Origin of the sequence: Myxococcus stipitatus DSM 14675 (assembly GCF_000331735.1) — a bacterium.
GTDB lineage: Bacteria > Myxococcota > Myxococcia > Myxococcales > Myxococcaceae > Myxococcus > Myxococcus stipitatus.
Window position 1 is genome coordinate 7,508,844 of the sequence record NC_020126.1, and the last position, 21,993, is coordinate 7,530,836.

At 68.7% G+C, this 21,993-nt stretch carries 20 protein-coding genes; 8 read left to right on the plus strand and 12 right to left on the minus strand.

All coding sequences use genetic code 11. The annotated features are described in order from the left end of the window. Positions 1-116: 116 nt before the first annotated feature. Positions 117-1,052, minus strand: coding sequence for a C40 family peptidase (locus MYSTI_RS28875; RefSeq protein ID WP_015351351.1), 936 nt, complete (start codon positions 1,050-1,052; stop codon positions 117-119). A 174-nt stretch (positions 1,053-1,226) separates the two neighbouring features. Further along, positions 1,227-1,727, minus strand: a complete 501-nt coding sequence (locus MYSTI_RS28880) for a DUF1801 domain-containing protein (RefSeq protein ID WP_015351352.1) — start codon at positions 1,725-1,727, stop codon at positions 1,227-1,229. Between the two features lie 157 nt (positions 1,728-1,884). Between MYSTI_RS28880 and MYSTI_RS28890 the strand changes: the two genes are divergently transcribed. Then, positions 1,885-4,086, plus strand: coding sequence for an NBR1-Ig-like domain-containing protein (locus MYSTI_RS28890; protein WP_015351353.1), 2,202 nt, complete (start codon positions 1,885-1,887; stop codon positions 4,084-4,086). A 48-nt stretch (positions 4,087-4,134) separates the two neighbouring features. Here MYSTI_RS28890 and MYSTI_RS28895 read toward each other — a convergent pair whose 3' ends face one another. Further along, on the minus strand, positions 4,135-4,959 hold the full coding sequence (locus tag MYSTI_RS28895; protein ID WP_015351354.1) for an SDR family NAD(P)-dependent oxidoreductase: 825 nt from the start codon (positions 4,957-4,959) through the stop codon (positions 4,135-4,137). 179 nt (positions 4,960-5,138) lie between these two features. Between MYSTI_RS28895 and MYSTI_RS28900 the strand changes: the two genes are divergently transcribed. Beyond that, the gene (locus tag MYSTI_RS28900) at positions 5,139-6,356 is read left to right on the plus strand and encodes an extracellular solute-binding protein (RefSeq protein ID WP_015351355.1); all 1,218 of its coding nucleotides are present in this window, start codon (positions 5,139-5,141) and stop codon (positions 6,354-6,356) included. Between the two features lie 294 nt (positions 6,357-6,650). Continuing rightward, on the plus strand, positions 6,651-7,934 hold the full coding sequence (locus MYSTI_RS28905; protein WP_015351356.1) for a hypothetical protein: 1,284 nt from the start codon (positions 6,651-6,653) through the stop codon (positions 7,932-7,934). A gap of 25 nt (positions 7,935-7,959) precedes the next feature. Here the strand turns inward: MYSTI_RS28905 and MYSTI_RS28910 are convergent, their stop codons facing one another. Beyond that, the gene (locus tag MYSTI_RS28910; RefSeq protein WP_015351357.1) at positions 7,960-8,916 is read right to left on the minus strand and encodes an alpha/beta fold hydrolase; all 957 of its coding nucleotides are present in this window, start codon (positions 8,914-8,916) and stop codon (positions 7,960-7,962) included. A 224-nt stretch (positions 8,917-9,140) separates the two neighbouring features. Here MYSTI_RS28910 and MYSTI_RS28915 point away from each other — a divergent pair, with 224 nt between their 5' ends. Continuing rightward, a complete protein-coding gene (locus tag MYSTI_RS28915) occupies positions 9,141-10,706 on the plus strand; it encodes a hydroxymethylglutaryl-CoA reductase (RefSeq protein WP_015351358.1) in 1,566 nt (521 codons plus the stop codon). A gap of 51 nt (positions 10,707-10,757) precedes the next feature. Here MYSTI_RS28915 and MYSTI_RS28920 read toward each other — a convergent pair whose 3' ends face one another. After that, the gene (locus tag MYSTI_RS28920) at positions 10,758-11,690 is read right to left on the minus strand and encodes an Ig-like domain-containing protein (protein WP_233277992.1); all 933 of its coding nucleotides are present in this window, start codon (positions 11,688-11,690) and stop codon (positions 10,758-10,760) included. 127 nt (positions 11,691-11,817) lie between these two features. Continuing rightward, positions 11,818-13,302, minus strand: coding sequence for a hypothetical protein (locus MYSTI_RS28925; protein WP_015351360.1), 1,485 nt, complete (start codon positions 13,300-13,302; stop codon positions 11,818-11,820). Between the two features lie 174 nt (positions 13,303-13,476). Here MYSTI_RS28925 and MYSTI_RS28930 point away from each other — a divergent pair, with 174 nt between their 5' ends. Then, entirely contained in the window at positions 13,477-14,220 is a 744-nt protein-coding gene (locus MYSTI_RS28930; RefSeq protein ID WP_015351361.1) for a class I SAM-dependent methyltransferase, read from the plus strand. On the opposite strand, the gene MYSTI_RS28935 is transcribed toward MYSTI_RS28930, so the two are convergent. Beyond that, on the minus strand, positions 14,183-14,989 hold the full coding sequence (locus MYSTI_RS28935) for an aminoglycoside adenylyltransferase family protein (protein ID WP_015351362.1): 807 nt from the start codon (positions 14,987-14,989) through the stop codon (positions 14,183-14,185). The two genes, MYSTI_RS28930 and MYSTI_RS28935, sit on opposite strands and share 38 nt — an antisense overlap. Before the next feature lie 195 nt (positions 14,990-15,184). Here MYSTI_RS28935 and MYSTI_RS28940 point away from each other — a divergent pair, with 195 nt between their 5' ends. Beyond that, the gene (locus MYSTI_RS28940; protein WP_015351363.1) at positions 15,185-15,802 is read left to right on the plus strand and encodes an LURP-one-related family protein; all 618 of its coding nucleotides are present in this window, start codon (positions 15,185-15,187) and stop codon (positions 15,800-15,802) included. Positions 15,803-15,874: 72 nt separating this feature from the next. Here MYSTI_RS28940 and MYSTI_RS28945 read toward each other — a convergent pair whose 3' ends face one another. Next, a complete protein-coding gene (locus MYSTI_RS28945) occupies positions 15,875-16,672 on the minus strand; it encodes an alpha/beta hydrolase (protein WP_015351364.1) in 798 nt (265 codons plus the stop codon). Between the two features lie 141 nt (positions 16,673-16,813). Here MYSTI_RS28945 and MYSTI_RS28950 point away from each other — a divergent pair, with 141 nt between their 5' ends. Both MYSTI_RS28950 and MYSTI_RS28955 read left to right on the plus strand, forming a co-directional pair. Next, positions 16,814-17,488 (plus strand): response regulator transcription factor, encoded by a 675-nt coding sequence (locus MYSTI_RS28950; RefSeq protein WP_015351365.1) that lies wholly within the window; start codon positions 16,814-16,816, stop codon positions 17,486-17,488. Further along, a complete protein-coding gene (locus MYSTI_RS28955) occupies positions 17,472-18,695 on the plus strand; it encodes a sensor histidine kinase (protein ID WP_015351366.1) in 1,224 nt (407 codons plus the stop codon). The genes MYSTI_RS28950 and MYSTI_RS28955 overlap by 17 nt, the downstream gene beginning before the upstream one ends. Here MYSTI_RS28955 and MYSTI_RS28960 read toward each other — a convergent pair. The 4 genes from MYSTI_RS28960 to MYSTI_RS28975 all read right to left on the minus strand — a co-directional run bounded on the left by MYSTI_RS28960 (position 18,688) and on the right by MYSTI_RS28975 (position 21,991). After that, positions 18,688-19,377, minus strand: a complete 690-nt coding sequence (locus MYSTI_RS28960) for a DUF2490 domain-containing protein (RefSeq protein ID WP_015351367.1) — start codon at positions 19,375-19,377, stop codon at positions 18,688-18,690. The two genes, MYSTI_RS28955 and MYSTI_RS28960, sit on opposite strands and share 8 nt — an antisense overlap. A 96-nt stretch (positions 19,378-19,473) precedes the next feature. Beyond that, the gene (locus MYSTI_RS28965; RefSeq protein WP_015351368.1) at positions 19,474-20,265 is read right to left on the minus strand and encodes a hypothetical protein; all 792 of its coding nucleotides are present in this window, start codon (positions 20,263-20,265) and stop codon (positions 19,474-19,476) included. 101 nt (positions 20,266-20,366) lie between these two features. Beyond that, on the minus strand, positions 20,367-21,575 hold the full coding sequence (locus MYSTI_RS28970; protein WP_015351369.1) for a serine hydrolase domain-containing protein: 1,209 nt from the start codon (positions 21,573-21,575) through the stop codon (positions 20,367-20,369). Between the two features lie 86 nt (positions 21,576-21,661). Beyond that, entirely contained in the window at positions 21,662-21,991 is a 330-nt protein-coding gene (locus MYSTI_RS28975; RefSeq protein ID WP_015351370.1) for a protealysin inhibitor emfourin, read from the minus strand. Positions 21,992-21,993: the final 2 nt, after the last annotated feature.

The window sequence follows — 21,993 nt, forward strand, 5'->3', positions numbered from 1 at the left end:
GGGACTCCTGGAGGCGGGGCTGCCAGGAGACAACGCCCGACGGGCGCCACCATTTCCTCAAACCGTGAGGATGTCACGAGACGGCGCCGCGCGAGCACATCCCGTCCCGCGCGCGCTCACTCGGGCTTGGTCGGGAGGCTGAGGCTCCCCACGCAGGTCCACTGGGTGGGGTCGTTCTTCAGCATGTGCTCCAGCATGCGGGGGCTGCTGCGCGTGTGCCCGTCCATGGGGATGATGGGCGGAGAGCCTGGGACGATGGCCGCCCCTTCGCCATAGGCCCGGATGACGAGCTGCGAGCAGAAGAAGTCTTTCTTGTCCTGTTCGCTGTAGGACTTCCCGTCGCCCGTCCAGAACTTGGCGGAGTCGGACGTGCCCTGTCCCTTGAAGACGGAGGCCATGGCTCCGCTCTTCGAGTACGCGCCATAGCCCGGCACCATGTTGTCCGTGCCCATGGCCGTGTGGTGCTCGGCCATGTCCACCGCGCGCCCCGCGACGTCCGGGTTGTTGAAGCGGTAGATTTGATAGGTGCAGCCCGTCTCCACGCGCGCCTTGGACAGACCCGCCCCGGTCGCCTCGAGCAGGTGTCCGTTCCCCTTGTAGATGGCGGCGTGCACCGTCTCGCTGCTCCCCTCCGAGCCGCTCTTCGCCTGGAGCGCCTGTCCCAGCTTGATGCCCTTGTGGACGGCGTTCTGCACGCCGACCTTGAGCAACACGTCCCCTGGCTGCAGGTCGTCGATCCCCAGGGCACGCGGGCTGGAGGCGACCTGCGCCACGCTCGTCGTGGAGCCCACGGCGGACCGCGGTGAGTTGTAGAGAGGCGGTGCGCCAGGCCGAGGCGGCACGGGCGTCTGGGACTGCGTGGGCGTCAGGGGCGGCGAGGCCGTGGAGAACCCGGAGGTCTGGTGGGGAAGCGCCTGGGACGTCGTCGCCTGGACCTGGGTCGTCGCCTGCGTCTGGGTCGTGGCCTGCGTCTGGGTCGCTTCCTGCGACTGCTGCGATGCCTGGCTCGACTGTGTCCTGGGTGCACCGCCGCGAACTCGCATCTCTCCCATGAGACCTCTCCCGTGCGGACTTGAGCCGCCAACCCTGGGGCGATGCGTCAGGAACCCGAAGGCCCTCCCAGCCACCACCACCCCGGTGGGCTCGGACGCTAGGGCACGAGTCGCGCCCCGGGCAAGTGTCGCACACCCCGCACGTGCCTCCATGACCCAGGGCGGAGGCGGAGCTCAGCGCTTCATCGGATCCCCGTGCTTCTCGTTGAGCACCAGGGCCTGGCGCACCAACGCCGCGAGTGAAGCCGGCGGGCGCTGGCCCGACTGGAGCCGCAGGTACTTCATCCCGGTGCCCTCCCCTTCCAGGATGCCCTCCGCGTCCTTCATCTGCCCGCCGCGCCAGAAGCCGATCAACACATGCGCCTTGGCGGGCTTCACCAGCACGAAAGGCCCCGCGTGGTCCCAGATGGGATGGCCCCACTTCACATAGGTCGAGGCCTTGGGGGCCTCGGCGGCGAAGAGCGCGGCGAGCTCCCGCACGAGCGCCTGCTGCCACGACTCCAGCTTCCCGATGAACGCCTCCACCACCGCCCCTTGCGACACGGGGGCCGCCGCATTCTTCGTCGCCGCGACCTTCTTCGCCACGGGGGCCTTCTTCGTCGCGACGGCCTTCTTCGCCGCGGGGGCCTTCTTCGTCGCCGTCTTCCGGGGTGCAGCCTTCTTCGCGGTCGCCATGGGCCAGGTGCTCGCTCTCGTTGAAATCCGTTCGGTGCTTCAGACCGGCGACGAATAACGCCAGAGGCGATCGACACGCCGCTGAAAAATCCGCATCAACCAGCTCGCGCCGCGACGACGTAAGGGCGGGGACACCGGTGTCTCCGAGGCCACATCCATGCGCCATCACCCACCCCGCTCCGCCGCCCCACCTCCACGTCCCTCCTCCTGGTCACGCACCGCCTCGCGGCTCGCCGGCGCCGGACTGCTCCTGGCGAGCCTGAACCCCGCCCTCGCGAGCGCCCCCCACTCGGAGCGCGGCGGACTCCAGACCTCGGCCCTGGCCGACCAGCCCTCCACCACGGCCGCGGTGCTCGACCCGCTCCGCTCGCTCGCCATCACCGACTTCCAGACCCTCTCCCTCATCAGCCTCCAGCGGGTGATGGACCAGCTCGCCCAGCAGGGCCCCACCCCGGGCTTCACCGGCGAGCAGCTCTTCCGCCAGCTCTGGGACACCCAGAACCCCGCGCCCGGCCAGCCCGACCTCCCCCACGGCGCGCACTGCAGCGACAACGGAGGCACCCTCAACGGCGCGCCCTACACCTGCCGTCCCAATGAAGGCGCGGAAGCCATCCTGGGCCCCGAGTCCGTCATCGCCCGCTACAACCCCATCGGGCTCTTCAACCGCTTCGACCTCGCCCCACCGGACGGCGCCCACTGCGGCGAGTACCGCATCGTCTTCGCCCGCGGATTGGGCTCCAGCAGGCGCAACATGGTCATCTTCGAAGCCGTCGTCCCCAACCCCCGCCCAGACCTGGGCCTGGAAGGCTGCCGTCCCATCGCACAGACCTGGGCCAGCCTCTCCACCCTCACCGACCCCGCGGCCCGCGGCGCCCTCGTGAAGTCCTTCTTCATGGATGCCACCGGCCCGGGCCAGCCCCCGGTCATCCACGTCAATCACCTGGGCAACAACGCGCTGAGCGCGGGACAGATTCGAACCAACCAGTTCCTCCAAGGCCCGGGAGCCTCCTTTCCGTGGCTGCTCCGCGAGTTCAAGCTCCGGCAGCAGTGCCTCCCCGGCGGGGGCTGCCCGCTGCGCTTCGTGCCCGTCACCGTCAAGGCCAACCCGCGCGGCGACTTCTTCAACGTCCGCAACACCAGCCCGCTCGCGGTGAGCTTCCGGGCGCACTTCATCACCCAGGTGGCGAGCCTCGCGGTCAATGACATCAACCGCTTCAACTACGAGGTCCCCGACCTCTACAACGCGGCCCAGAGCGACTCGGAGGGAGTGCTCGCCTCGGACAACTACCTCAACGAGTTCCTCCTCGCGCCTCCCAACAACTCCTTCGCGCAGGCCATCACCACGGAGCTCCAGCGCATCGGCAGCACGCTGCGCCCCGAGCACCTCGTCGCCCGCGCCCAATCCCTGTCCTGCGCGGGGTGCCACAACCTCAGCAGCAACACGGACCTGGGTGGCCCCGTCAGCTTCTTCCCCGACCTGCGCTCCGCCTTCACCCACAACACGGAGCTGCCCGCGGACGGATTTCCGCCCGAGGACCCGCACTTCACGCTCTCGAATATGTTGCAGGACACCTTCCTCCCGTTCCGCCAGCAGCTCCTGGGGGCCTTCCTCGACACCCCCGCGCTCGGCGTGGTCCAGCATCACCTCGACTCGAGGATTCGCACGGTGGTCGCCGGGCAGCCCTTCACCGCCGAGGTGACGGTCAGCAACACGGGCGCCACGCTCTGGCGCCCGGGAAATGCCACGCGCGGCGTCTCGCTGGAGGGCGGGCAGGACCTGACGCTCGCCCCGGGCGACACCATCCTCCTGGGCCAGCGCAAGACCTTCACCCTCACCCTCACGGCGCCCATGACGCCCGGAAACAAGACGTACCGGTGGCGCATGCACCTCGACGGCGTGCCGTTCGGCGACGAGCTGCGCCTCCCCGTGTTCGTGAAGATTCCCGCGTTCGGCGCGGAGCTCGTCTCGCAGAGCCCGGTGCCCGACACGGTCGCCAACGGCGAGTCCTTCCAGTTCTCCGTCCGCATGCGCAACCGAGGCACCACGACCTGGAGCCCGCAGATGCCCGTGGAGCTGGTCTCCCAGCACCCGACGGAGAATCACCTCTGGGGCGTGGCGCGAATCCCCCTGCAGCCGTCCCAGGTGGTCGCGCCAGGAGAGGAGGCCACCTTCACCTTCACCGCCGTGGCCCCGGACCTCACCGGGAGCTATCCGTTCGAATGGCGGCTCGCCCAGGGGACCTCGGTGTTCGGCCAGGGCACGACACCGCGCACCGTCGTCGTCAGTCCGCCCCTCACCTGTGACAGCTGCACGTGGGGGCTCGACTGCCCGCAGACGTGTCCGCCGCCCATCGAATAGCGGGAGTGCTCCGGGCCCGTCAGCCGAGGCAGACGGGCCTGGCTCCACTCAGAAGGAAGGCTCGACGGCGCGGGTGATGCCCAGCGTGTCCGCGTAGCTGTGCAGCCCCCGGATGTGATTGCCACCATCCACCGCGAGGGTATCGCCCGTCACCCAGGACGCCAGGTCGCTGCAGAGGAATGACACGACCTTCGCCACGTCCTCCGGCTCACCACAGGGCTTGCCCAGCGGCGTGTGCGAGAGGAACTCGCGCCCCATGGGCCCCTTGAGGAGGCCGGCCCCTTCCGCCAGCGGCGTGCGGATGGCGCCCGGCGCCACGACGTTCACCCGGATGTTGTGCCGTCCCAGCTCCGACGCCGCGACCTTCGAGAAGTTCGCCAGCGCCGCCTTCGAGGCGCAGTAGTGCGCGAGCCCGTCCGTCACCGCGGTCTGGTTCAGCGAGGAGATGTTGACGATGGAGCCCGGCTGCTTCGCGGCGACCAGCGCCTTCGCCAACATCTGGGTGAACAGGAAGGGCCCCTTGAGGTTGATGGCCATGACCTGGTCGAACTCCTCGACGGGCAATTCGAGGACCGTGCGCAGCGTGGCCGTCCCGGCGTTGTTCACGAGGATGCCCGGGAGGCCGAACTCCCGCGTCGCCAGCTCGATGGCCCGCGCCACGTCCTCCGCCCGGACCACGTCTCCCGCGAAGGCCACGGCCCGCGTGCGCCCCTCCGCCGACTTGTTGAGCTCCGCGGCGGCCGACTCCACTTTCTCCCGCGTGCGCCCGAAGAGCAGCACGTTGGCGCCGTCCCGCATGAGCCGCGAGGCGATTCCCAATCCGATGCCCTGTCCCGCGCCCGTCACGATGGCACTGCTCGATACCAGCTTCATGATGACTCCTGTTCCAGAGAGACGACTCGCAACCCAGGCGGCGGCATGTCCGCCTCGCGGCGCTGCTCGAACGAGCCTGCCGGGCACGCGGCCCAAAGACAATCTCCCTCGAGAAAGAGCGGCAAACCCGCCCAGCCATCCCTAGAGTGCGAATCCTTTTTCCCGAGAAGGAACCCTTCATGACCTGGAAAGTCTCGCTGAGCGCGCTGGTCCTCACCCTGACCGCGTGCTCGGAGTCCGAGGACCCGAAGCCCCCGTCGCCCCGTCCGGTGCGGGCTGTGTTGTTCCCATACATCCCGGACACGGTGGGTGACGGCTTCGCCAGCCTCGAGGCGCGGCTCGAGGCGGACTTCGAGCGGGAGCACTCGGACATCGACCTGGACATCGTGTTCGACGCGAACCTGGACACGTATGACCTGGCGGAGGGCGGCGTCCTGAGCCACCTCCTCGGCTCGGGCCCCGCGGCGGTGCAGGTGGTGGAGGTGGACACGCTCATCCTCGGCTCGCTCGCGTCGAAGGGTTGGATCCAGCCCGTGGACACGGAGCCGGACACCCTCCACCCCGCAGCCGCGGAGGCCGTCCGCATCTCCGGCACGGGCTACGGCGTCCCCACGTACCTGTGCACCTACGTCGTCTACTCGCGGACCCCGAACATCCGCTCCGCGACCGACGGGGCCTCGCTCGTCGACATCCTGCGGGCCAGCGCGCCCGGCAAGCGCCCCCTGGCGGCGAACTTCAACGGGAGCTGGACGCTGCCTTCCTCGTACCTGGATGCCTGGAGGGACACGCACCCGGCCCGCGCGGTTCCCGACGCGCTCGCCCTGCCGCTGGACGCCGCGGCGCTGGCCTCCTTCGAGACGGTCGTCGACAGCTGCGCGAGCGCGCCGGGCGTCAATCCGTGCCTCGACGGCGCCTACGCGGACAACACGGCGGCGGAAGAAGCCTTCGCCCAGGAGCAGGCCAACGGCTTCATCGGCTACACGGAGCGACTGGTGCCCATCCTGAAGGCCCGGCCCGGGATGGCGCTGCCCGAGGTCATCTCGGTGCCGCTGGGGAAGGGCTCGGCGACCACGGTGTTCGTGGATGCGCTGGTGGTCAACGCGAACTGCACCGGTCAGTGCGCACAGGACGCACGGGCCTTCACCACGTTCCTCGGCAGCCCCCAGGTGCGAAGCCTCATCGCCTTCAGTGGCGACGGCCCGCGGGGCACCCTGCCTCGCTACCTGCTCCAGGCCCCACGCGCGTTCTACGAGCTGGAGCGCACACGCTCGGACCCCATGTACCGCAAGTTCACGCCCCTGCTGGAGGGAGCACATCCCTTCCCCAGCCAGGGCTTCCCCGAGAACCGCAAGGCGCTTCAGGCCGCGCTGCAAGAAGCGCTGCGGGAGTCTCGCTAGGAAGGGGCCAAAGCGAACGTCCGTTCCCGGCGGGCGACCTCGCTGTTGCAGAAAGCACTCCGCGCGGGAGCGCTTCCTCCAGGGACTGCTCATGCTCCGCGCAGACCGGCTCGCGGTGTCTCGCGAGCGCCCTGAAAGGACATCCGCCATTCAATGTCACATTGGAATGGTTGCCCCCCGCACTGAACGCCCGGCCGTGGGACACGGAACCACTCACATCGACACCTCGGACCGCCAGGATTACGTTGGGCTGCAATGACATCACGACACTCCCTGGCAGGGGTCCTCTGTTTCATGTGGCTCGCGGCGTGCGCCAGTCGAGGCCCGGTGGCTCCCGGCCCGGGCCCTGGCTCCGCGCTGGATTCGTTCGCGGAGCAGTACGTGAAGCTGGTGCTCGCCCTGGGCCAGCACGACCCCGCGCTCGTGGACGCGTACCACGGGCCCCAGGGGTGGGCCGACGAGGCGAAGCGCGCAGCGGTGCCGCTCTTGGAGGTGGGCTCTCGCGCTGCGGCGCTGCACGCGTTGATTGAGTCCTCGCCCGTTCCCGCGGACGCGCTCGTCGCCCTGCGGCGGACCTTCCTGTTGCGTCAGGTGGGCGCCATGGACGCACGCGCGCGGCTGCTCCAGGGAACAAAGCTCTCCTTCGACGAGGAGAGCGAGGCGCTCTACAACGCCCGCGCCCCGACCCACACCGAGGCGGAGTTCGCGGAGGCGCTCGCCGAGCTGGAGCAGCTCCTCCCAGGACAGGGCACGCTGGCCGAGCGGCTGGAGGTGTTCCACCGGAGCTTCGTCATTCCTCCCGAGAAGCTCCGGGAGGTGTTCCAGACCGCCATCGACGAGGCGCGCCGCCGCACGAAGCAGCACATCCCGCTCCCCGACGACGAGGAGGTCACCCTCGAGTTCGTGACGGGCCAGAGCTGGGGCGCCTACAACTGGTACAAGGGGCGCAACAAGAGCGTCGTGCAGATCAACACGGACCTGCCCATCACCATCTCCCGCGCCATCGAAGTAGGCGCCCACGAGAGCTACCCCGGGCACCACGTCTACAACGTCCTGCTCGAGCAGCACCTCGTGCGGGAGCGTGGCTGGGTGGAGTTCACCATCTACCCGCTCTACTCCCCTCAATCGCTCATCTCCGAGGGCAGCGCCACCTACGGCCCCCAGGTCGTCTTCCCGGATGAAGCGGCCTACCTGAGGGAGGTCCTCTTCCCGCTCGCGGGCCTCCCGCCGGACCGGGTCGAGCCCTATCTGAGAGTCGAAGCGCTGCTCGAGAAGCTCACGAATGTCGACAACGAGGCCGCGCGCCGGTTCCTCGATGGGCAGTTCACTCGGGAGCAGGCCAGCGACTACCTGATTCGCTATCGGCTGCTCACCAGGCCCCAGGTGGAGAAGTTCCTGCTCAACGCCACCGAGGAGCGCACCTACCTCATCAACTACAACCTCGGCCGCGACCTGGTCGCGGACTTCATCGAGCGGCAGGGTGGCACGAAGGACAACCCCGCCCGGCGCTGGGAGCTCTTGAGGGAGCTGTTGTCCTCGCCGCGCCTGCCCGGGGACCTCGTCGAGAAACGCCCCTGAGGTCCCCGTCGAGCCCCTGGGTCCTTCAGCGGGGCAGCGACTTCAGGAACGACAGGAGCGCGGCGTTCACTTCGTCCGCGCACTCCTGCTGAATCCAGTGCCCGGCGCCCGGCAGGACCCTCATCTCCCGGAGGTGGGGGACCAGGGGCTTCATGTACTCCACGGGTGTGAAGGCGCGTCCCGGGTCCAGCTCGCCCACGAGGAAGAGCGCGGGCTGCTCAATCTTCACCGTGGCCAGCTCGGGCAGGTCCGCCCAGTCCCGGTCCATGTTGCGGTAGCGGTTGAGCCCGCCCCGAAAGCCGCTGTGGGCGAACTCCTTCGCGAAGAAGGCGACGTCCTCCTCCGTGAGCCACGAGGGCAGCTGCTCCGGCGGAGCGACGCCCGTGAAGAAGCCATCCCCCGGCTTCCGGGCGCGCACGGCCTCCGCCGCCACGTCGAAGCCCGGGGTGCCCGCGAGGATGGTGCGCATCGTCCTCGGGATGTCCGCCTCCAGCTCCGCCTCCGCCACGCCGGGCTCCTGGAAATACAGCATGTAGAACCAGCGGTCCTTGAAGGCGTTCCGGAAGAGCTCCATCGGGGGCATGGGCGAGCGGCCGAGGTGAGGGACGCTCATCCCGACCACGGCCCGGAAGCGCTCCGGGTGGAGCGCCGCGCAGGTCCACGCCATCGCCGCGCCCCAGTCATGCCCGACGACCACCGCCGTGCGCTCGCCCAGCGCATCGAGCAGCCCCACGAAGTCCGCGAGCAGCTCCGTCATCCGGTACGCCTCGACCTCCCGAGGCGCGGTGCTGCGGCCGTACCCGCGCACGTCCGGAGCAACCACGTGAAAGCCCGCCGAGGCGAGCGCCGGAATCTGGTGGCGCCACGAGTACCAGGACTCCGGCCAGCCATGGAGCAACAGGACCAAGGGGCCCTCTCCCGCCTCCGCGACATGCAGCTGGATTCCATTCGTCTCGAGGATGCGATGGGTGATTCCTGGCATGGGGCCGCTCGCGTGCAGGGGTTCGCGCCGGCAGCATAGGAGAGGGCCCGGAGCATCATGTAGGAAATGCTCCCATCCGTTCCGGAGGCCGCGTTCAACTCGAAACGGTTCACCGGCTGGACGGCGGCGGCTTCCGACTCCGTCTCAAAGCCCGCAATACACACACACGGGAAGCCCGTGGTCCGGCGCCAACGCGTGGGCATGTTCCGGCGCGCGGAGGGGGCATGAACAACGAAAATGGAGACATGGGGGATGTCGTCAGGAACTCGATGGAGCCCTGCCTGCGAAACAGGCGCGGCGCCGTGGAGGTCTCACTGACCAACCACCTGGCGGACCTGCACGTCGTCAGATGGGGGCCGCTGCGTGTCAACGGGCACGAGATTCCTCCCGAGGACCTCGTCCTGTTTCCCGAGGAGGGCGCTGTCACCCGTGGAGAGCATGTCTCACCCGAGCGCCCCTTTCCCTTCGGACGACAGCGGACCGTGTGCATCCGCACCTCGGTGCCCGCGCTCGACAAGGGAGAACATCGCTTCGAGGGGGAGCTCGAGTGTGGCCAGCACGGTGTCTTGAGATGGGATGCGACAGAGACCATCGAGGTGTCGCCATCCCGGACGGATGGTCGGATCCCGCGTGAGGAGGAGGACGATTACTCCGAAGCCATCGTCCAGGCGCGCCGGGCCCATGTGGAGGACTGGGCGGGCACCCGCTTGAATCATGTGTCACGACACTCCTTCGCCCCGGGACATGCGCGACACTCGTGCGAGCTCTTCACGGGGGTGGCGCAGGTGCCCATCGGCGTCGTGGGGCCGCTCGTCGTCCACGGAGAGCACGCGGACGGGCCGTACCTCATCCCCCTGGCGACCACCGAGGGGACGATGGTCGCGAGCTACAACCGAGGCATCAAGCTCCTCAACGCATGTGGTGGGGCCCGGTGCACGGTGCTGGATGGCTCCATGCAACGCGCCCCCGTCTTCGTGTTCGACGACGCGAAACAGGGGCGAGACTTCGTCTCATGGATCAGGACGCAACAGGAGGTCATCGCCGAGCGAGCGGAGTCCACCAGCCACGTGGCGAAGCTGCTGCGCATCGAGGCCTTCCAGGTCCACCGCATCGTCTTCCTGCGCTTCAACTTCATGACGGGCGACGCCGCGGGCCAGAACATGGTGGGCAAGGCCACCTTCGAAGCCCTGCAGTGGATTCGGACGCACTACCCCACGATTCGCGCGAGCTTCCTGGAGGGGAACATCTCCACTGACAAGAAATCCTCGCAACTGAACATCCTCCAGACACGGGGCAAGCGCGTGACGGCGGAGGTGGTGGTGCCTCGGGAGTTGCTGATGACCTCGATGCGGACGCGCGTGTCCCAGGCGGTCCTCTACCAACGCATCTGCTCGGAGGGCTCCAGGCTGGCGGGCTCCCACAACAACGGCGCTCAATCCGCCAACGCCCTCGCCGCGCTCTTCATCGCCACGGGACAGGACGTCGCGGCCCTGGCGGAGTCCGCCGCCGGCACGCTGTTCACGAATGAGACAGCGGAGGGGGACCTCTACGCCTCCATCACCCTCCCCTCGCTGGTGCTGGCCACTCACGGCGGAGGCACGGGCCTTCCCACCCAGCGCGAGTGCCTGGAACTGCTGGACTGCTACGGACGCGGGAAGGTGCTCCGGCTCGCGGAGATTGTGGCAGGCGTCGTCCTGGCGGGAGAGCTGTCCCTCATGTGCGCCGTGGCCTCCGAGCGAGGCTCCGAGGAGTGGGTGTCGAGCCACGAGCGCATGGGCCGGCATCACTGAAGACCCGGAGCTGTCCGGATGAGACAGACAGCTCCGGCGTCCACCCTCGACTCAGGGCACGGTGACCGTGACAGGGTTGCTGCGCCTGCTGTTGCCCGCGCGGTCATACGCGATGGCGACAATCACATGCGTCCCGGACTTGCCCGTGGAGTCCCAGGTCTTGTTGAACGGCGCCGTCCCGACGAAGGGCGTCAGGAGGACGCCGTCGACCTCGAACGCGACGTAGATGAGCGCCTGGCTGTCGCTCGCGAACGCGGACAGGGTGACGATCCCGGAGACCACCGCGCCGTTGGCCGGAGCGGTCAGCACCGACGTGGGCAGCGCGTTGTCGACAATCAGCTGGCGCGTGAGGGTCTGCACGTTGCCCGCGTTGTCCGTCGCGCGGAGCATCAGCGAATAGGTGCGGTTCGCCAGCACCCGCGTGTCCCACGGGAAGGTGTAGTCCGGGGTCGAGTGGCCCGGCTGCGTGGCGAGCAGGACGCCGTCCTGGAAGAACTCCGTCAGCGCGATGCCGGAGAGGTTCTGGTCCGTGGCAACCCAGCCCACGGAGATGTTGCCCCTCACGTAGTTCTGCGTCTGGGGATTGTACTTCGGCGAGCCGCTCAGGAGGATGGGCAGGAAGTTGTCCACCATGACGCTCACGGGGGTGGACGTACCGGAGTTGCCATCCGCGTCGAAGGCCTGGGCCGTCAGCGAGTGCGTGCCGGAGGTGCCCGTCGTCGTGTCCCAGCTCAGGCTGTAGGGCGGCAGGTTGGAGGAGCCGATGAGCGTCGTGCCCGAGAAGAAGTCCACGCGGGACACTCCCAGGTCGTCAGAGGCCGTCGCCGCCAGGGTGACGGCGCCCCTCAGGAAGCTGCCTCCGCTCGGCGAGTCGAGCGTCACCGTGGGCGCGCCGACCACGAGGGCGGAGCGCTCCTCTCGCGGAGCCTGTGCCTGCTCCTCCTCGGGGACATCACCACAACCCATGGACACCAAGGTCGCCACGCCCAAAAGCGTGGCAAGGCCACGGGCCCCTCTCGAAATGCTGTGCATGTGAATTCCCCCAACTCGGGTGTGGCGCTCGCAGGGAGTGGAGCGCCGGGGGGACCCTAGCAAACACATCAAGCCCTGCTCAGGGCGGGGTGGTTTTGACTGCCTCGCCACACTTCGCTTCGTAGGATTTGAGAATGGAGCGCGTCTGCTTTCGGAAGGGTTCCGGGTGAATCCCTGTCAGCAGGGCCACCGCGCGACGCTGGTGGGCCACGGCCTCCGGGCAGCGCTCCAGACGGAAGAGGGCCTCCGCCTGGAGGACATGGCCCAGGAGGTTGTCGGGTGCGAGCGCCACGGCCCGACGCGCCACCGTCAATCCCTCCTCCAGCCGTCCCTTCGACAGGTGATGCCGGGCGAGGTTCTGTTGGACCCGTGCATTGAGCGGCAGCAGCCGGGCGGCGGACTGCCGCGCCTGGGCCACCAGCTCCGGTTCGGCCGATGCGTCCAGGTACACCGCCAGCAGGTCCCACGCACTGCCACTGTCCGGATGCGCCTTCACCAGGGCCCGCGCCCGCTCCAGGTGCTCGTCGTTGTCCGCGTACACCTGCGCGGCGAGGACGGCGGCGCTCACGTTGGTGGGGTCCTCGCGCAGCCCCTGCTCGACCTCCGCGCGAGCCTTCTCCAGGCGCTCGACGTAGGACATCACGCCGCCGGCCTTGAAGTAGAGCAGCCCGCGAATGGCGTGAATCTCCGCGGAGTCCAGCTCACGCGAGGCGAGCTCTGTCGGGATGGGCGGCAGCGGCTGGGTGAGGACCGCGTAGAGGCCACTCGCGACGTAGGCGCCCAATCCCTCCTTCAAGTCCGCCCCATCGCCAAAGACACTCTTCCAGGCCCGGCGAGGTGACTCGGCGCGGGCCAGCAGGGCCTGGAACGCGTCGAAGCGCGAGGGGTGCTTGTTGATGAGGTAGTGCACCCAAAGCCAGGCGGAGGCGTAGTACCGCGCCTGCGCGTCGGGGTCGGTGACGGACTTCCCATCCCAGTCCCAGAGCGCGTCCAGGTCGAGCCACCCATCCTCACGCACCCGCTCCAGGTTCCACGGACTCGGCCGCCCCAGGATGGCCTGGGAGCCGTCCGGGGTGAGCTCGACGGTCTCCAGGTAGCCGGCGAGCCCCTCGCTCAACCACTTGGGCCTGTGCAGCAACACGTAGTCGCTCAGATGGTGCGTCAGCTCGTGGGCTTGCAGCTGCAACGACGGCTTGCGGCCCGGCACGTCGTCGTGCCCCGAGAGGATGAGCAGCGAGCCTCGGTCGGTGGCCCGCTTGTGTCCCGAGAAGTGCCCCTGGGTGAACTCGGAGAGCTCCTTCAGGTCTCGCAGGATGACGACGTCCACGAAGTCCTCGGGAGCGAAGTCCGGGCCCCACGCGAACAGCAGGGCGCGGCGCAGCAGCTCCAGCTCACGCGCCGTCTCCGCCGCGGCCGCGGGCCTCAGGTTCGTCCGCACCCGGAAGTGACGGCTCTGGACCTCCGTCCAGGTGTCACCGCCCTCGCGAGGGCACAACGCACGTGGCGTGGCACAGCCCACGGCGAGGACCAGCACCAGCCCTATCCATCCCCTTCGAAACGCCATGGGCGCGTTCTGTCATGGCGGCCCGGAGCGCGTCCATCCAGCCGTGAGACGCGCACGCACCGTCATGACGCACCCAAGCCACGCGCCTGAGTGTCCACCACCCGATGGATGAGAATTCATTCCAGACAGCCATCCTCTCCGCGTGTCTGACTTTCCCCTCGACGGAGGCCGCCCATGTCCGAGCAATTCGACCACATCGGTAGCAAGTATGAAGAGTTCAAGACGAAGACTCCGCTGCCCATTCCGGAGCGTCACACCTTCCAGCGACTGGTCGGGAACCTCGGCGGCAAGCGGGTCCTGGACCTCGCCTGTGGCAGCGGGCACTACTCGCGGTTCCTGAAGGCACTCGGCGCCGAGTGGGTGGAGGGCGTGGACATCTCCCCCGAGATGATTCAGCTCGCGCGGGAGTTCGAGCAGAAGCAGCCCGTGGGGCTGCGCTACCACGTGATGGATGCACGGGAGCTCTCGCGGCTGGGGGACTACGACCTGGTCACCTCCGTGTATCTCTTGAACTACGCCCAGACACGCGAGGAGCTGCGGAGCATGTGCCGGGGCGCCATCGCCAACCTCAAGCCCGGAGGGCGCTTCGTCTCGGTGACGGCCAACCCCGGCTTCGACATGCACCGCTCCAACTTCACCGCGTACGGCGTCGAGGTCCTCAGCGAGACCTTCGAGCACGGACGCCACCACTGCCGCGCCCTCTTCCTGACCGAGCCCCCCACGCCCTTCGAGTACTTCCGCTGGTCCACCGACGCGTACGAGTCCGCCTTCGCGGAAGCCGGCTTCCGGAACGTCGCCTGGCACCCCATCGATATTCCCCAGGAGGCCATCGACCGGTTCGGCGAGGACTTCTGGCGGGACTACCGGGAGAACTCGCTCATCATCGCGCTGAGCGGTCAGAAGGCAGCGACTCGATGAGGGCCTTCATGAAGCGGATGCAGGCCCCCACCTCCTCGGCGAGCTCCGACCACTCGACCTCGCGCTCACCGACGTAGGCGGCTCGCGCGGACTCCAGCGCGGGACGATGCGCGGGCGGCAGCCGCTCCAGCGCCCACGCCGCCGCGACGTCCTTGGGGAAGAAGCCGCCCTGAACGCGCGTCATCCAGATGCGCGCCAGGGCCAGCAGGATGTGCTTCTCCTCTCCCCGCCACGTGTCCTCGCCCGTCCACTGCGCCACCGTCTCCGCGAGCGCGCGTTCGACATCGGCCGAGGGAACCGGGTCGAAGACCTCCGCCGGCGGCGGGCCCCACAGCGCGACGCCGTGCTGCCTCACCATGGTGAGCAGGAGCGTGAGGTCCGGGTCGATGACGGGCGAGTCCATCCGCTTCGCCACGAAGTCGTCATGCAGCCACTCGCCGAACTGGAGCTCGCGCTTCGCCGGATGCCTCCACGGCTTGACCTCGTCCAGGACGACCACCGTCACCTCGAGCGGCCGGCCTGGCGCCCCGAGCCTCGGGTCGACCGAGAGGGCCAGGAGGTGCTCGACCAGCGCCTCCCTCTGGCCGCCTGCCAGGGGGCGGGAGAGGGCCACCATCAGGTCCACGTCACTCTTCGGCCGCAGGCCGCCATTCAAGGCCGAGCCATGGAGGTACAGGCCCACGAGGCCCTCCCCGAGCAGACGGGGAAGCAGGTCGACGACCTGGGAGACCTGGGCCCGCGATTCCGGGTCCAACACGGTGGTGCTCATGCGGCGAAATCATGTGCCCGCTCGCCCGCCCCCGCACGACTTTCTCCGAATCGCGCAATGTGAGGCGCCCAGGTGCGATGGATGAGACGGGGTTCAGCGGAGTCTCGGGGCTCCCCTGATTCACCGAGGCCGCTCGGAGGGGTCACGAGAATGCGTCGACACCCGACATCCCCTGGCTCTGCTATGGAGGGGGGAATGTCCACCGCACTCCAGAACCGTCCTTCGAGCTCGCTCGCGCTCGGCCGCTTTGCCCAGAAGCGCTACATGATTCGCCGCAAGTTCTTCAAGATCTTCGGCGGCGCGTTCCACATCTACGACGAGGCGGGCACGCTCGCCTTCTACTCGAAGATGAAGGCCTTCAAGCTGAAGGAGGACCTGCGCGTCTACGGCGATGAAGACATGCGAGAGGAGCTCCTCACCATCAAGGCGCGCGGCATCATCGACCTGGGCATGACGTACGACGTCGTGGACGGCACCACGGGCCAGCGCATCGGCGCCCTGCGCCGCAAGGGGCTGCGCTCCATCCTCCGCGACTCGTGGCTGGTGCTCGACGCCAACGACAACGAGGTGGGCAAGATTGAAGAGGACAGCATGGCGCTCGCGCTGGTCCGCCGCTTCCTGACCAACCTCATCCCGCAGTCCTTCTCCGGCATGATGGGCAGCGAGCAGGTCCTCGCCTTCCACCAGCGCTTCAACCCGTTCGTCCAGAAGATCGACCTCGACTTCTCCATGGACGAGCGCGGCCTGCTCGACCGCCGCATGGGCATCGCCGCGGCGGTGCTGATGTGCGCCATCGAAGGTCGCCAGCAGTAACGCCTCACGCGCCGTCCTCCAGGAGTGAGTCCCCTCGGGAGGACGGCGTGGGTTGTCGGCGGGGTGCTCCCGTCACCGCGCTCGCGCCGGAGCCTTGCGCTCCTCCTTCAGCCAGCGGCGGACCTCCTCCAGGTACTCCCGTGGGAGGACGTGCCCGCTCTCGAAGGTCTTGTGCGTCTTGAGCCGGGACGGCGAGGCCTCGAAGAGCGCGCGGCTGTCCGCGACGGGCGAGAAGTCGTCCTGGTTCGCCGTCAGCAGCAGCCACTCCTGCTGGACCTTCGCCACGTGCTTCGAGGGCGCAATCTCCTCCATCGACGGGTCGATGTGCGGAGGGACCATCGTCACGAGGTGCGTGACACGAGGCTCCCGGGCCGCCAGCAGGATGCCCACCTGGCCTCCCATGCTGTACCCCGCGACGAGCACTCGCGGCGGCTTGCGCTTCTCGAGCACGGCGTCGAGCACCGCGTGGGCATCCCGCACGGTGTCGGCAATCATCGCGATGTAGCCCGCGGGCTCTCCCTTGTGGGCCAACTTCGCGAGCGCCCCGGGCTTCGCCTCCGGCGTCGAGCGCTCACCGTGGCGCCGCGCATCGAGGAGATAGACGCGATAGCCCGCACGCAGCAGCTCGTCCTTCAGCACGCCGCCATGGGTCGGTCCCTCTTCCGAAAGCCAGTCCTCCTTGCGGCGGGTGAGGCCGTGCAGGAGCACGGCGACGGGGGGATTCTTCGCGGCCCCCTCGGGCTCCAGCACGCGCGTGGGGATTCGCTCGCCATCCGCGCCACGAACGTCCAACGAGGTCTCCGGGCCCGCGGAGGCGCGGGCCACGGAAGCAGACAACAACAGCAGACACAGCGAGAGCAGTCGGGTCATGGAGGTGTTCCTTGAAGTGGGCAGCCCCGTCACCTTGCCGCCGGCCACGTCAGCCCCGCGTCAACGCGCGATTGACCTTCACCTGACGAAGGGGCTGGTAACCTGTCGCCGCTCTCATCCCTTCGAGGTCCCCTGCCCCCCATGCGAGTGCTCGTCGTCGAAGACAATCGCGACCTCCAGGCCAACATCGCGAGGTTCCTGGGGACGGACTTCCAGTTGGACTTCGCCGCCACGGGGCCCCAGGGGCTCACGCTCGCGCTGGGGAACGAGTACGACGTCATCGTGCTCGACCTGATGCTGCCGGGCATGAGCGGCATCGAGCTGTGTCAGCGCTACCGGCAGCTCGCGCCCCGTCTGGTGCCCATCCTCATGCTGACCGCGCGAGACACCCTCGAGGACAAGGAGGAGGGCTTCCGCGCGGGCGCGGATGACTACCTCGTCAAGCCGTTCTCGCTGCGGGAGTTGCGGATGCGGCTGGAGGCCCTGGCTCGACGCCCTGTTCCTCCGAGCGGGCGGAAGCTGAGCGCGGGGTCCCTCACGCTGGAGCCCGACACGGGACTCCTCCGACGGGGAGAGCGCAGCGCCCGCCTCAACCGGACCGAGGCGCTCATCTTGAGGCTGCTGATGGAGGCCGCGCCCGAGCCCGTGTCCACGGCCACGCTGGCGCACCACCTCTGGGGCGATGACGCACCGGAGTCCAGCGCCCTGCGCACCCACGTCTATGCGCTGCGCGGCGCGCTCGCGGAGCTGGGCCTGAGCGCCTGCATCACCACCCGCCGCAACGAGGGATACAGCCTGGATGCGCGCGAAGACTAGGTCGGTCCGCGGTCTCCTCCTCGGCGCCATGGCGATGTCCGCGGCGCTGGCACTCCTGCTGATGGGGGCGTTCTTCACGCTCTTCAGCTACGACCTGGAGGACGTCATCCTCGGGCGCGTCGTGGCCACGGAGGCGAACCGACAGGCCGCCGAGCAGGGCCCCTCGGGACAGAGCATCCCGCTGGGGATGACGACCTACGTGGGGCACGAGAGCCTCCCGCCCTGGCTCGCGGAGGCGCTGCCGGTGGAGCTGCCTCGTCGCGAGCGGGAGGTGCGCGCCCCGGGCCACGGGCTCTTTCATGTCGCCGTGCGGCCCGACCCTTCTGGGGGACCCACGCGCTACGTGGTCTTCGACACGACGGAGCTTGCGAGCACGACCCGCCACTTGCGAACGACCGCCGGGTTGCTGCTGGCCAGTGCACTGCTGGCCCTGCTGGGGGCCGCGGTGCTCTCACACGTCGTTGCCCGGCGGCTCAGCCGTCCCCTGGAGGCGCTGGTGGCGCAAGTCCAGTCGGACACGCCGCCTCGGGCGGAAGGGCTCGGGGTCAGCGAGGTGCGCGCCCTGGCTGATGCCTTGTGCGCTCGAGATGCGCGCATCCGAGAACTGCTGGAGCGGGAGCGGGCGTTCAACCGGGACGCGAGCCATGAGCTGCGCACACCCCTCTCCGTGGCGCGAGGCGCGGTGGAGATCCTGGAGCTGGACCCGCCGAAGGACGCGGAGACCTTCGGCCGCCTGCGACAGGCCGTGCATCACATGGTCCTGCTGACGGAGGGCATCCTCTGGCTCGCGCGGACGGGCCCCTCCGAGGAGTCCTGCAAGCTCGTGAGCATCTCGCGCGAGATGGTCGCGGTGTACGGCGACCACCTCACCCAAGGGAGCGTGGCGGTCATCATCGAAGCGGAAGCGGAGGTCCTCGCGCCGCTGCCTGGCTCGGTGGCGCGAGTGATGCTGGGCAACCTCATCAAGAACGCGCTCGCCTACACGAGCGAGGGCCGCATCGACATCCGCATCACGCCCGAGGACTGGAGCATCTGCGACACAGGCGTGGGCTTCGGCCGGGTGGAGCCGGAGCGCACGGGGTTCGGCATCGGGCTGTCGCTCGTGGAGCGACTGGCGCGGCGCTTCGCCTGGGAGATGTCCATCACCGCCCTGGAGCCGCACGGAACGAAGGTGCGGCTCACCTGGCCCTCCCAGCCCGTCACATGAAGTTGAACGGCGTGGACACGGCCAGCGCGTGGATGAGCTGGTCGGTCTGCGCGGACGGCCTGCGGACATAGGCGTTGAGATAGCCGACCTCGATGGCACTGTGAGCCCCCAGCTTCCAGCTCACGCCCACGAAGGCGCGGTTCGTGTCGAAGCCTCGCTGGGGGCCTCCGTCCACCGTGTTGAGGTGGAAGAAGGCCTCGTCCCAGATGACCAGGGACAGGCGTGACTCCGCCAGCGGGTGCGCGCCTCTCAGCATCAGCCGCGCCCGATGCGAGACCTCCGTGGTGCCGGGAAGAAAGCGCTGCTCCACCCGTGCGCGGAGGGTGGTCTTCAGCTCTCCGAACCGGGGCGTGAGGAAGAGCTGCTGGAACAACCGGCTCTCCCCCTGGCGCAGCGCGGGGTGCTCCTCCCAGTTCCAGATGGGAACCCAGGCGTAGCCCAGCCAGAACGACAGGTCCTGGAGCACTCGGACGCCCGCCGCCGAGCGGAAGATGACGCGGCCGTCCTGTTCACTGACACGCGGCTGGGCCTCCAGGTAGTACAGGAACGACTCGGAGATGTTCCCCTGTGCCGACACCGTGTACCAGAGCTGTGCCTCCGAGCTGACGGGCCGCGCCTCCACGGCGCTGGCGGGAACCACCAGGAGCAATCCAACGAGAGCAAGCAAGGTCCGCGAACGCATGATGCCCAGGTCTAGAGCATGCCCCGAGCGATGGCACCAGCGGCGCGGAGCAAGGCCGGCTCCCATTGGACACACACGAAGCGAGGTCCCTCGCGCTCAGGGTTGCGGCGCGGACGACGGCTCCCAGGTGAACGTGACAGTCGGCGCCCCCGCCGCCTTGTGGTCCTTCATCAGGAAGCCCTCCTCCCGGCGCGCCGCCTTCTCCAGCGCGGGCCGCAAAGCAGGAGGGATGGGGAGCAGCAACCCCACCACGAACTTGCTGCCTCGGCACACCTCATTGGCGTAACCGAAGGCGATGCGGAGGGCGACCTTGCCGCGCTCCAGGTGATGGAACGCCACGGCGTGCTTCACCGCCTCCAGCCCGTACTCGAAGCCCACGCACTCCTGGCCAGGCACCAGGCTCTCCATCAAGTCCGCCACCGTGCGGGCCTTCTTGAACGCGGCCGCGTCGGTGACGTGCTTACGCACGAAGGCGTCGGCCTTGAGCGCCTTCACGACCTCCTCCTCTCCGAACACGTCGAGCAGGGAGAAGCCATCCGGGCCCTTCGTCACATCCCGCGTGACATAGCGCGTGCCCGCATAGGGATGGGCTCCTCCCGTGTAGCCGCCCTCCGACTGCTCGTAGCTGACCCAGGGCCCCACCACCGACAGGACCCGGAACGACTGCATGCCCTCCCAGTTGGAAGTGTCCGTGTTCTCCGCCGGCTTGAAGCCCTCCAGGAACTCAGCCTTGCGCGACTGGAGGCCGAAGACCTCTTGGCCCTTTCGCAGGCCGCGCAGGTCCTCGGACGACATCTCGAAGGTCACATCCGGCCCCGACACCGTCCACGTCCGAGGCCCCGCCGGAGTCGCGAACAGCACCAACGTCACCATGAAGCTCGTGAGCATGACGCCATCCTGCATCACTCCGGCCGCGGGTGCGCATCACGTCGAGGCCCGGGCGCCCCGAGAGCGCAGCCGGGCCTCGACTCCCGCGAAGAGCCTCCCGCTCACTCCTCCAGCGAGGATGCGGCGGAGGGTCCACACAACGCCGTCACGATGAACCGGGTGCGCGCCTGGTTGATGGGGTGCGGCTGGCCGGGGGTCTCGTAGCGGGTCAGGTTCTCCGCCAGCGTGACACGACGGCTGCCGTCCGCCCGGTGGAACGTGAAGGTCCTGTGCCCGAGCAACCCGCCCGTGTGTCCCCAGACGGGCCCGCAGTCGAGCACCGAATACGAGAGCCCGAGGCCGTAGCCCGCCTTCGGGTGGGTCAGCACGGGCGTCAGCATCTCCGCGAGCTGGGCCGGCGCCAACAGCCGGCCCCCGAGCAGCGCCTGGTAGAAGCGATTGATGTCCCGCGGAGTCGACACCAGCGCGCCCGCCGCCCAGCCCCACGACATGTTGTAGACGCTGAAGTCCCGCAGCGTCCCGTCCGCCCATGGGACGTACGCCTTGGAGTGGGCGCCTCGGACATGCATGCGCGTTCCTGGGAAGTACGTGTCGTGCAATCCCAAGGGCCGCAGGATGCGCCGCTCCACCACGTCCTCGAGAGAGCGGCCCGTGACGCGCTCGATGAGCAACCCCGCGAGGATGTAGTTCGTGTTCGAGTAGGAGTAGCGCTTCCCGGGCACGTCCGTCGGAGGCAGGGCCAGTCCGTAGGCCACCAATTCCCGAGGCGTGAAGGTCCGGCGACGCACGCTCTCGAAGTCCTCGGGCGTGACGAGAATCGCGTCGGGATAGTCCCCCAACCCGCTGGTGTGATTGAGCAGCATCCGGACCGTGACAAGCGTCCCGAGCTCTCCGGGGACGACGTCCGGCAGAGAGGCCCCGATGGGGGCATCCAGCTGAATCCGCCCCTCCCCCACGAGCTGCAACACGGCGGTCGACACGAAGCTCTTGGTGAGACTGCCCACGCGGTGCCGGAACCCCGGCCGCATGGGACGGCCGGTCTCGACATCCGCGACGCCCACCGCGCCCCGCCAGACCTGAGTCCCCTCCCACACCTCCGCGAAGGCCCCCGGCATCCCAGCGGCATGCTCGGCTTCGAGCAACTGCTGGAGCGGGTCCCCCGTGCTGACACGTGAGAGGTCTTCGGCGGAGAGTGTCTCGGAATGGGACGACGGTGGTGAAGTGTCTTGGAATTGGGATTCAGGGACATCGGTACCGCAACCCACCAGCAACAGGGGGACCAGCCAGGACAGACGAGAGCGAAGTGACACGGGTGCTCCTGGAAAGAGAAAGGCCCGGCCGCCGTCCTCACTGCCTGTCTTCGACTCCCGTGTCCTCGGGGTTGATCAAACAATGCTCAGCCACCCCGTCGGCGTGTGGCGCTCTTCACGCGAGACAAGAGCTCCCGCAAATGGGAATCCTCCACGGGCTCCACCACCTGGACCGTGTGGCGGCGCCCCGCCTCCTCCACGGTGAGCGTGTAGCGGCGCTGGTCCGCGCCTCGCGTGGCGGAGCCCACCACGGGCGGAAGCTCGAGGAAGCGCGCGGCGCGCAGGCTGTCCTCGAGTGCCCGCGCCTCCTCGGCGGGGAGCGCATCCAGCTCCACGCTCCGGGGCCGCGCGAGTCCCGGGAAGGCCGCGAGCCCCCCTTGCTGTGAGAGCTGGAGACGAACACCGCTCGGCGCCATGG

Excerpts from the sequence above, each read along its gene's own strand:
- MYSTI_RS28940 (WP_015351363.1), top strand. The coding sequence starts at position 15,185 with ATGTCCACCGCACTCCAGAACCGTCCTTCGAGCTCGCTCGCGCTCGGC.
- MYSTI_RS28910 (WP_015351357.1), bottom strand. The coding sequence starts at position 8,916 with ATGCCAGGAATCACCCATCGCATCCTCGAGACGAATGGAATCCAGCTG.
- MYSTI_RS28945 (WP_015351364.1), bottom strand. The coding sequence starts at position 16,672 with ATGACCCGACTGCTCTCGCTGTGTCTGCTGTTGTTGTCTGCTTCCGTG.
- MYSTI_RS28880 (WP_015351352.1), bottom strand. The coding sequence starts at position 1,727 with ATGGCGACCGCGAAGAAGGCTGCACCCCGGAAGACGGCGACGAAGAAG.
- MYSTI_RS28900 (WP_015351355.1), top strand. The coding sequence starts at position 5,139 with ATGACCTGGAAAGTCTCGCTGAGCGCGCTGGTCCTCACCCTGACCGCG.
- MYSTI_RS28965 (WP_015351368.1), bottom strand. The coding sequence starts at position 20,265 with ATGCTCACGAGCTTCATGGTGACGTTGGTGCTGTTCGCGACTCCGGCG.
- MYSTI_RS28905 (WP_015351356.1), top strand. The coding sequence starts at position 6,651 with ATGTGGCTCGCGGCGTGCGCCAGTCGAGGCCCGGTGGCTCCCGGCCCG.
- MYSTI_RS28975 (WP_015351370.1), bottom strand. The coding sequence starts at position 21,991 with ATGGCGCCGAGCGGTGTTCGTCTCCAGCTCTCACAGCAAGGGGGGCTC.
- MYSTI_RS28960 (WP_015351367.1), bottom strand. The coding sequence starts at position 19,377 with ATGCGTTCGCGGACCTTGCTTGCTCTCGTTGGATTGCTCCTGGTGGTT.
- MYSTI_RS28950 (WP_015351365.1), top strand. The coding sequence starts at position 16,814 with ATGCGAGTGCTCGTCGTCGAAGACAATCGCGACCTCCAGGCCAACATC.
- MYSTI_RS28890 (WP_015351353.1), top strand. The coding sequence starts at position 1,885 with ATGCGCCATCACCCACCCCGCTCCGCCGCCCCACCTCCACGTCCCTCC.
- MYSTI_RS28925 (WP_015351360.1), bottom strand. The coding sequence starts at position 13,302 with ATGGCGTTTCGAAGGGGATGGATAGGGCTGGTGCTGGTCCTCGCCGTG.
- MYSTI_RS28875 (WP_015351351.1), bottom strand. The coding sequence starts at position 1,052 with ATGGGAGAGATGCGAGTTCGCGGCGGTGCACCCAGGACACAGTCGAGC.
- MYSTI_RS28915 (WP_015351358.1), top strand. The coding sequence starts at position 9,141 with ATGAACAACGAAAATGGAGACATGGGGGATGTCGTCAGGAACTCGATG.
- MYSTI_RS28895 (WP_015351354.1), bottom strand. The coding sequence starts at position 4,959 with ATGAAGCTGGTATCGAGCAGTGCCATCGTGACGGGCGCGGGACAGGGC.
- MYSTI_RS28955 (WP_015351366.1), top strand. The coding sequence starts at position 17,472 with ATGCGCGCGAAGACTAGGTCGGTCCGCGGTCTCCTCCTCGGCGCCATG.
- MYSTI_RS28930 (WP_015351361.1), top strand. The coding sequence starts at position 13,477 with ATGTCCGAGCAATTCGACCACATCGGTAGCAAGTATGAAGAGTTCAAG.
- MYSTI_RS28935 (WP_015351362.1), bottom strand. The coding sequence starts at position 14,989 with ATGAGCACCACCGTGTTGGACCCGGAATCGCGGGCCCAGGTCTCCCAG.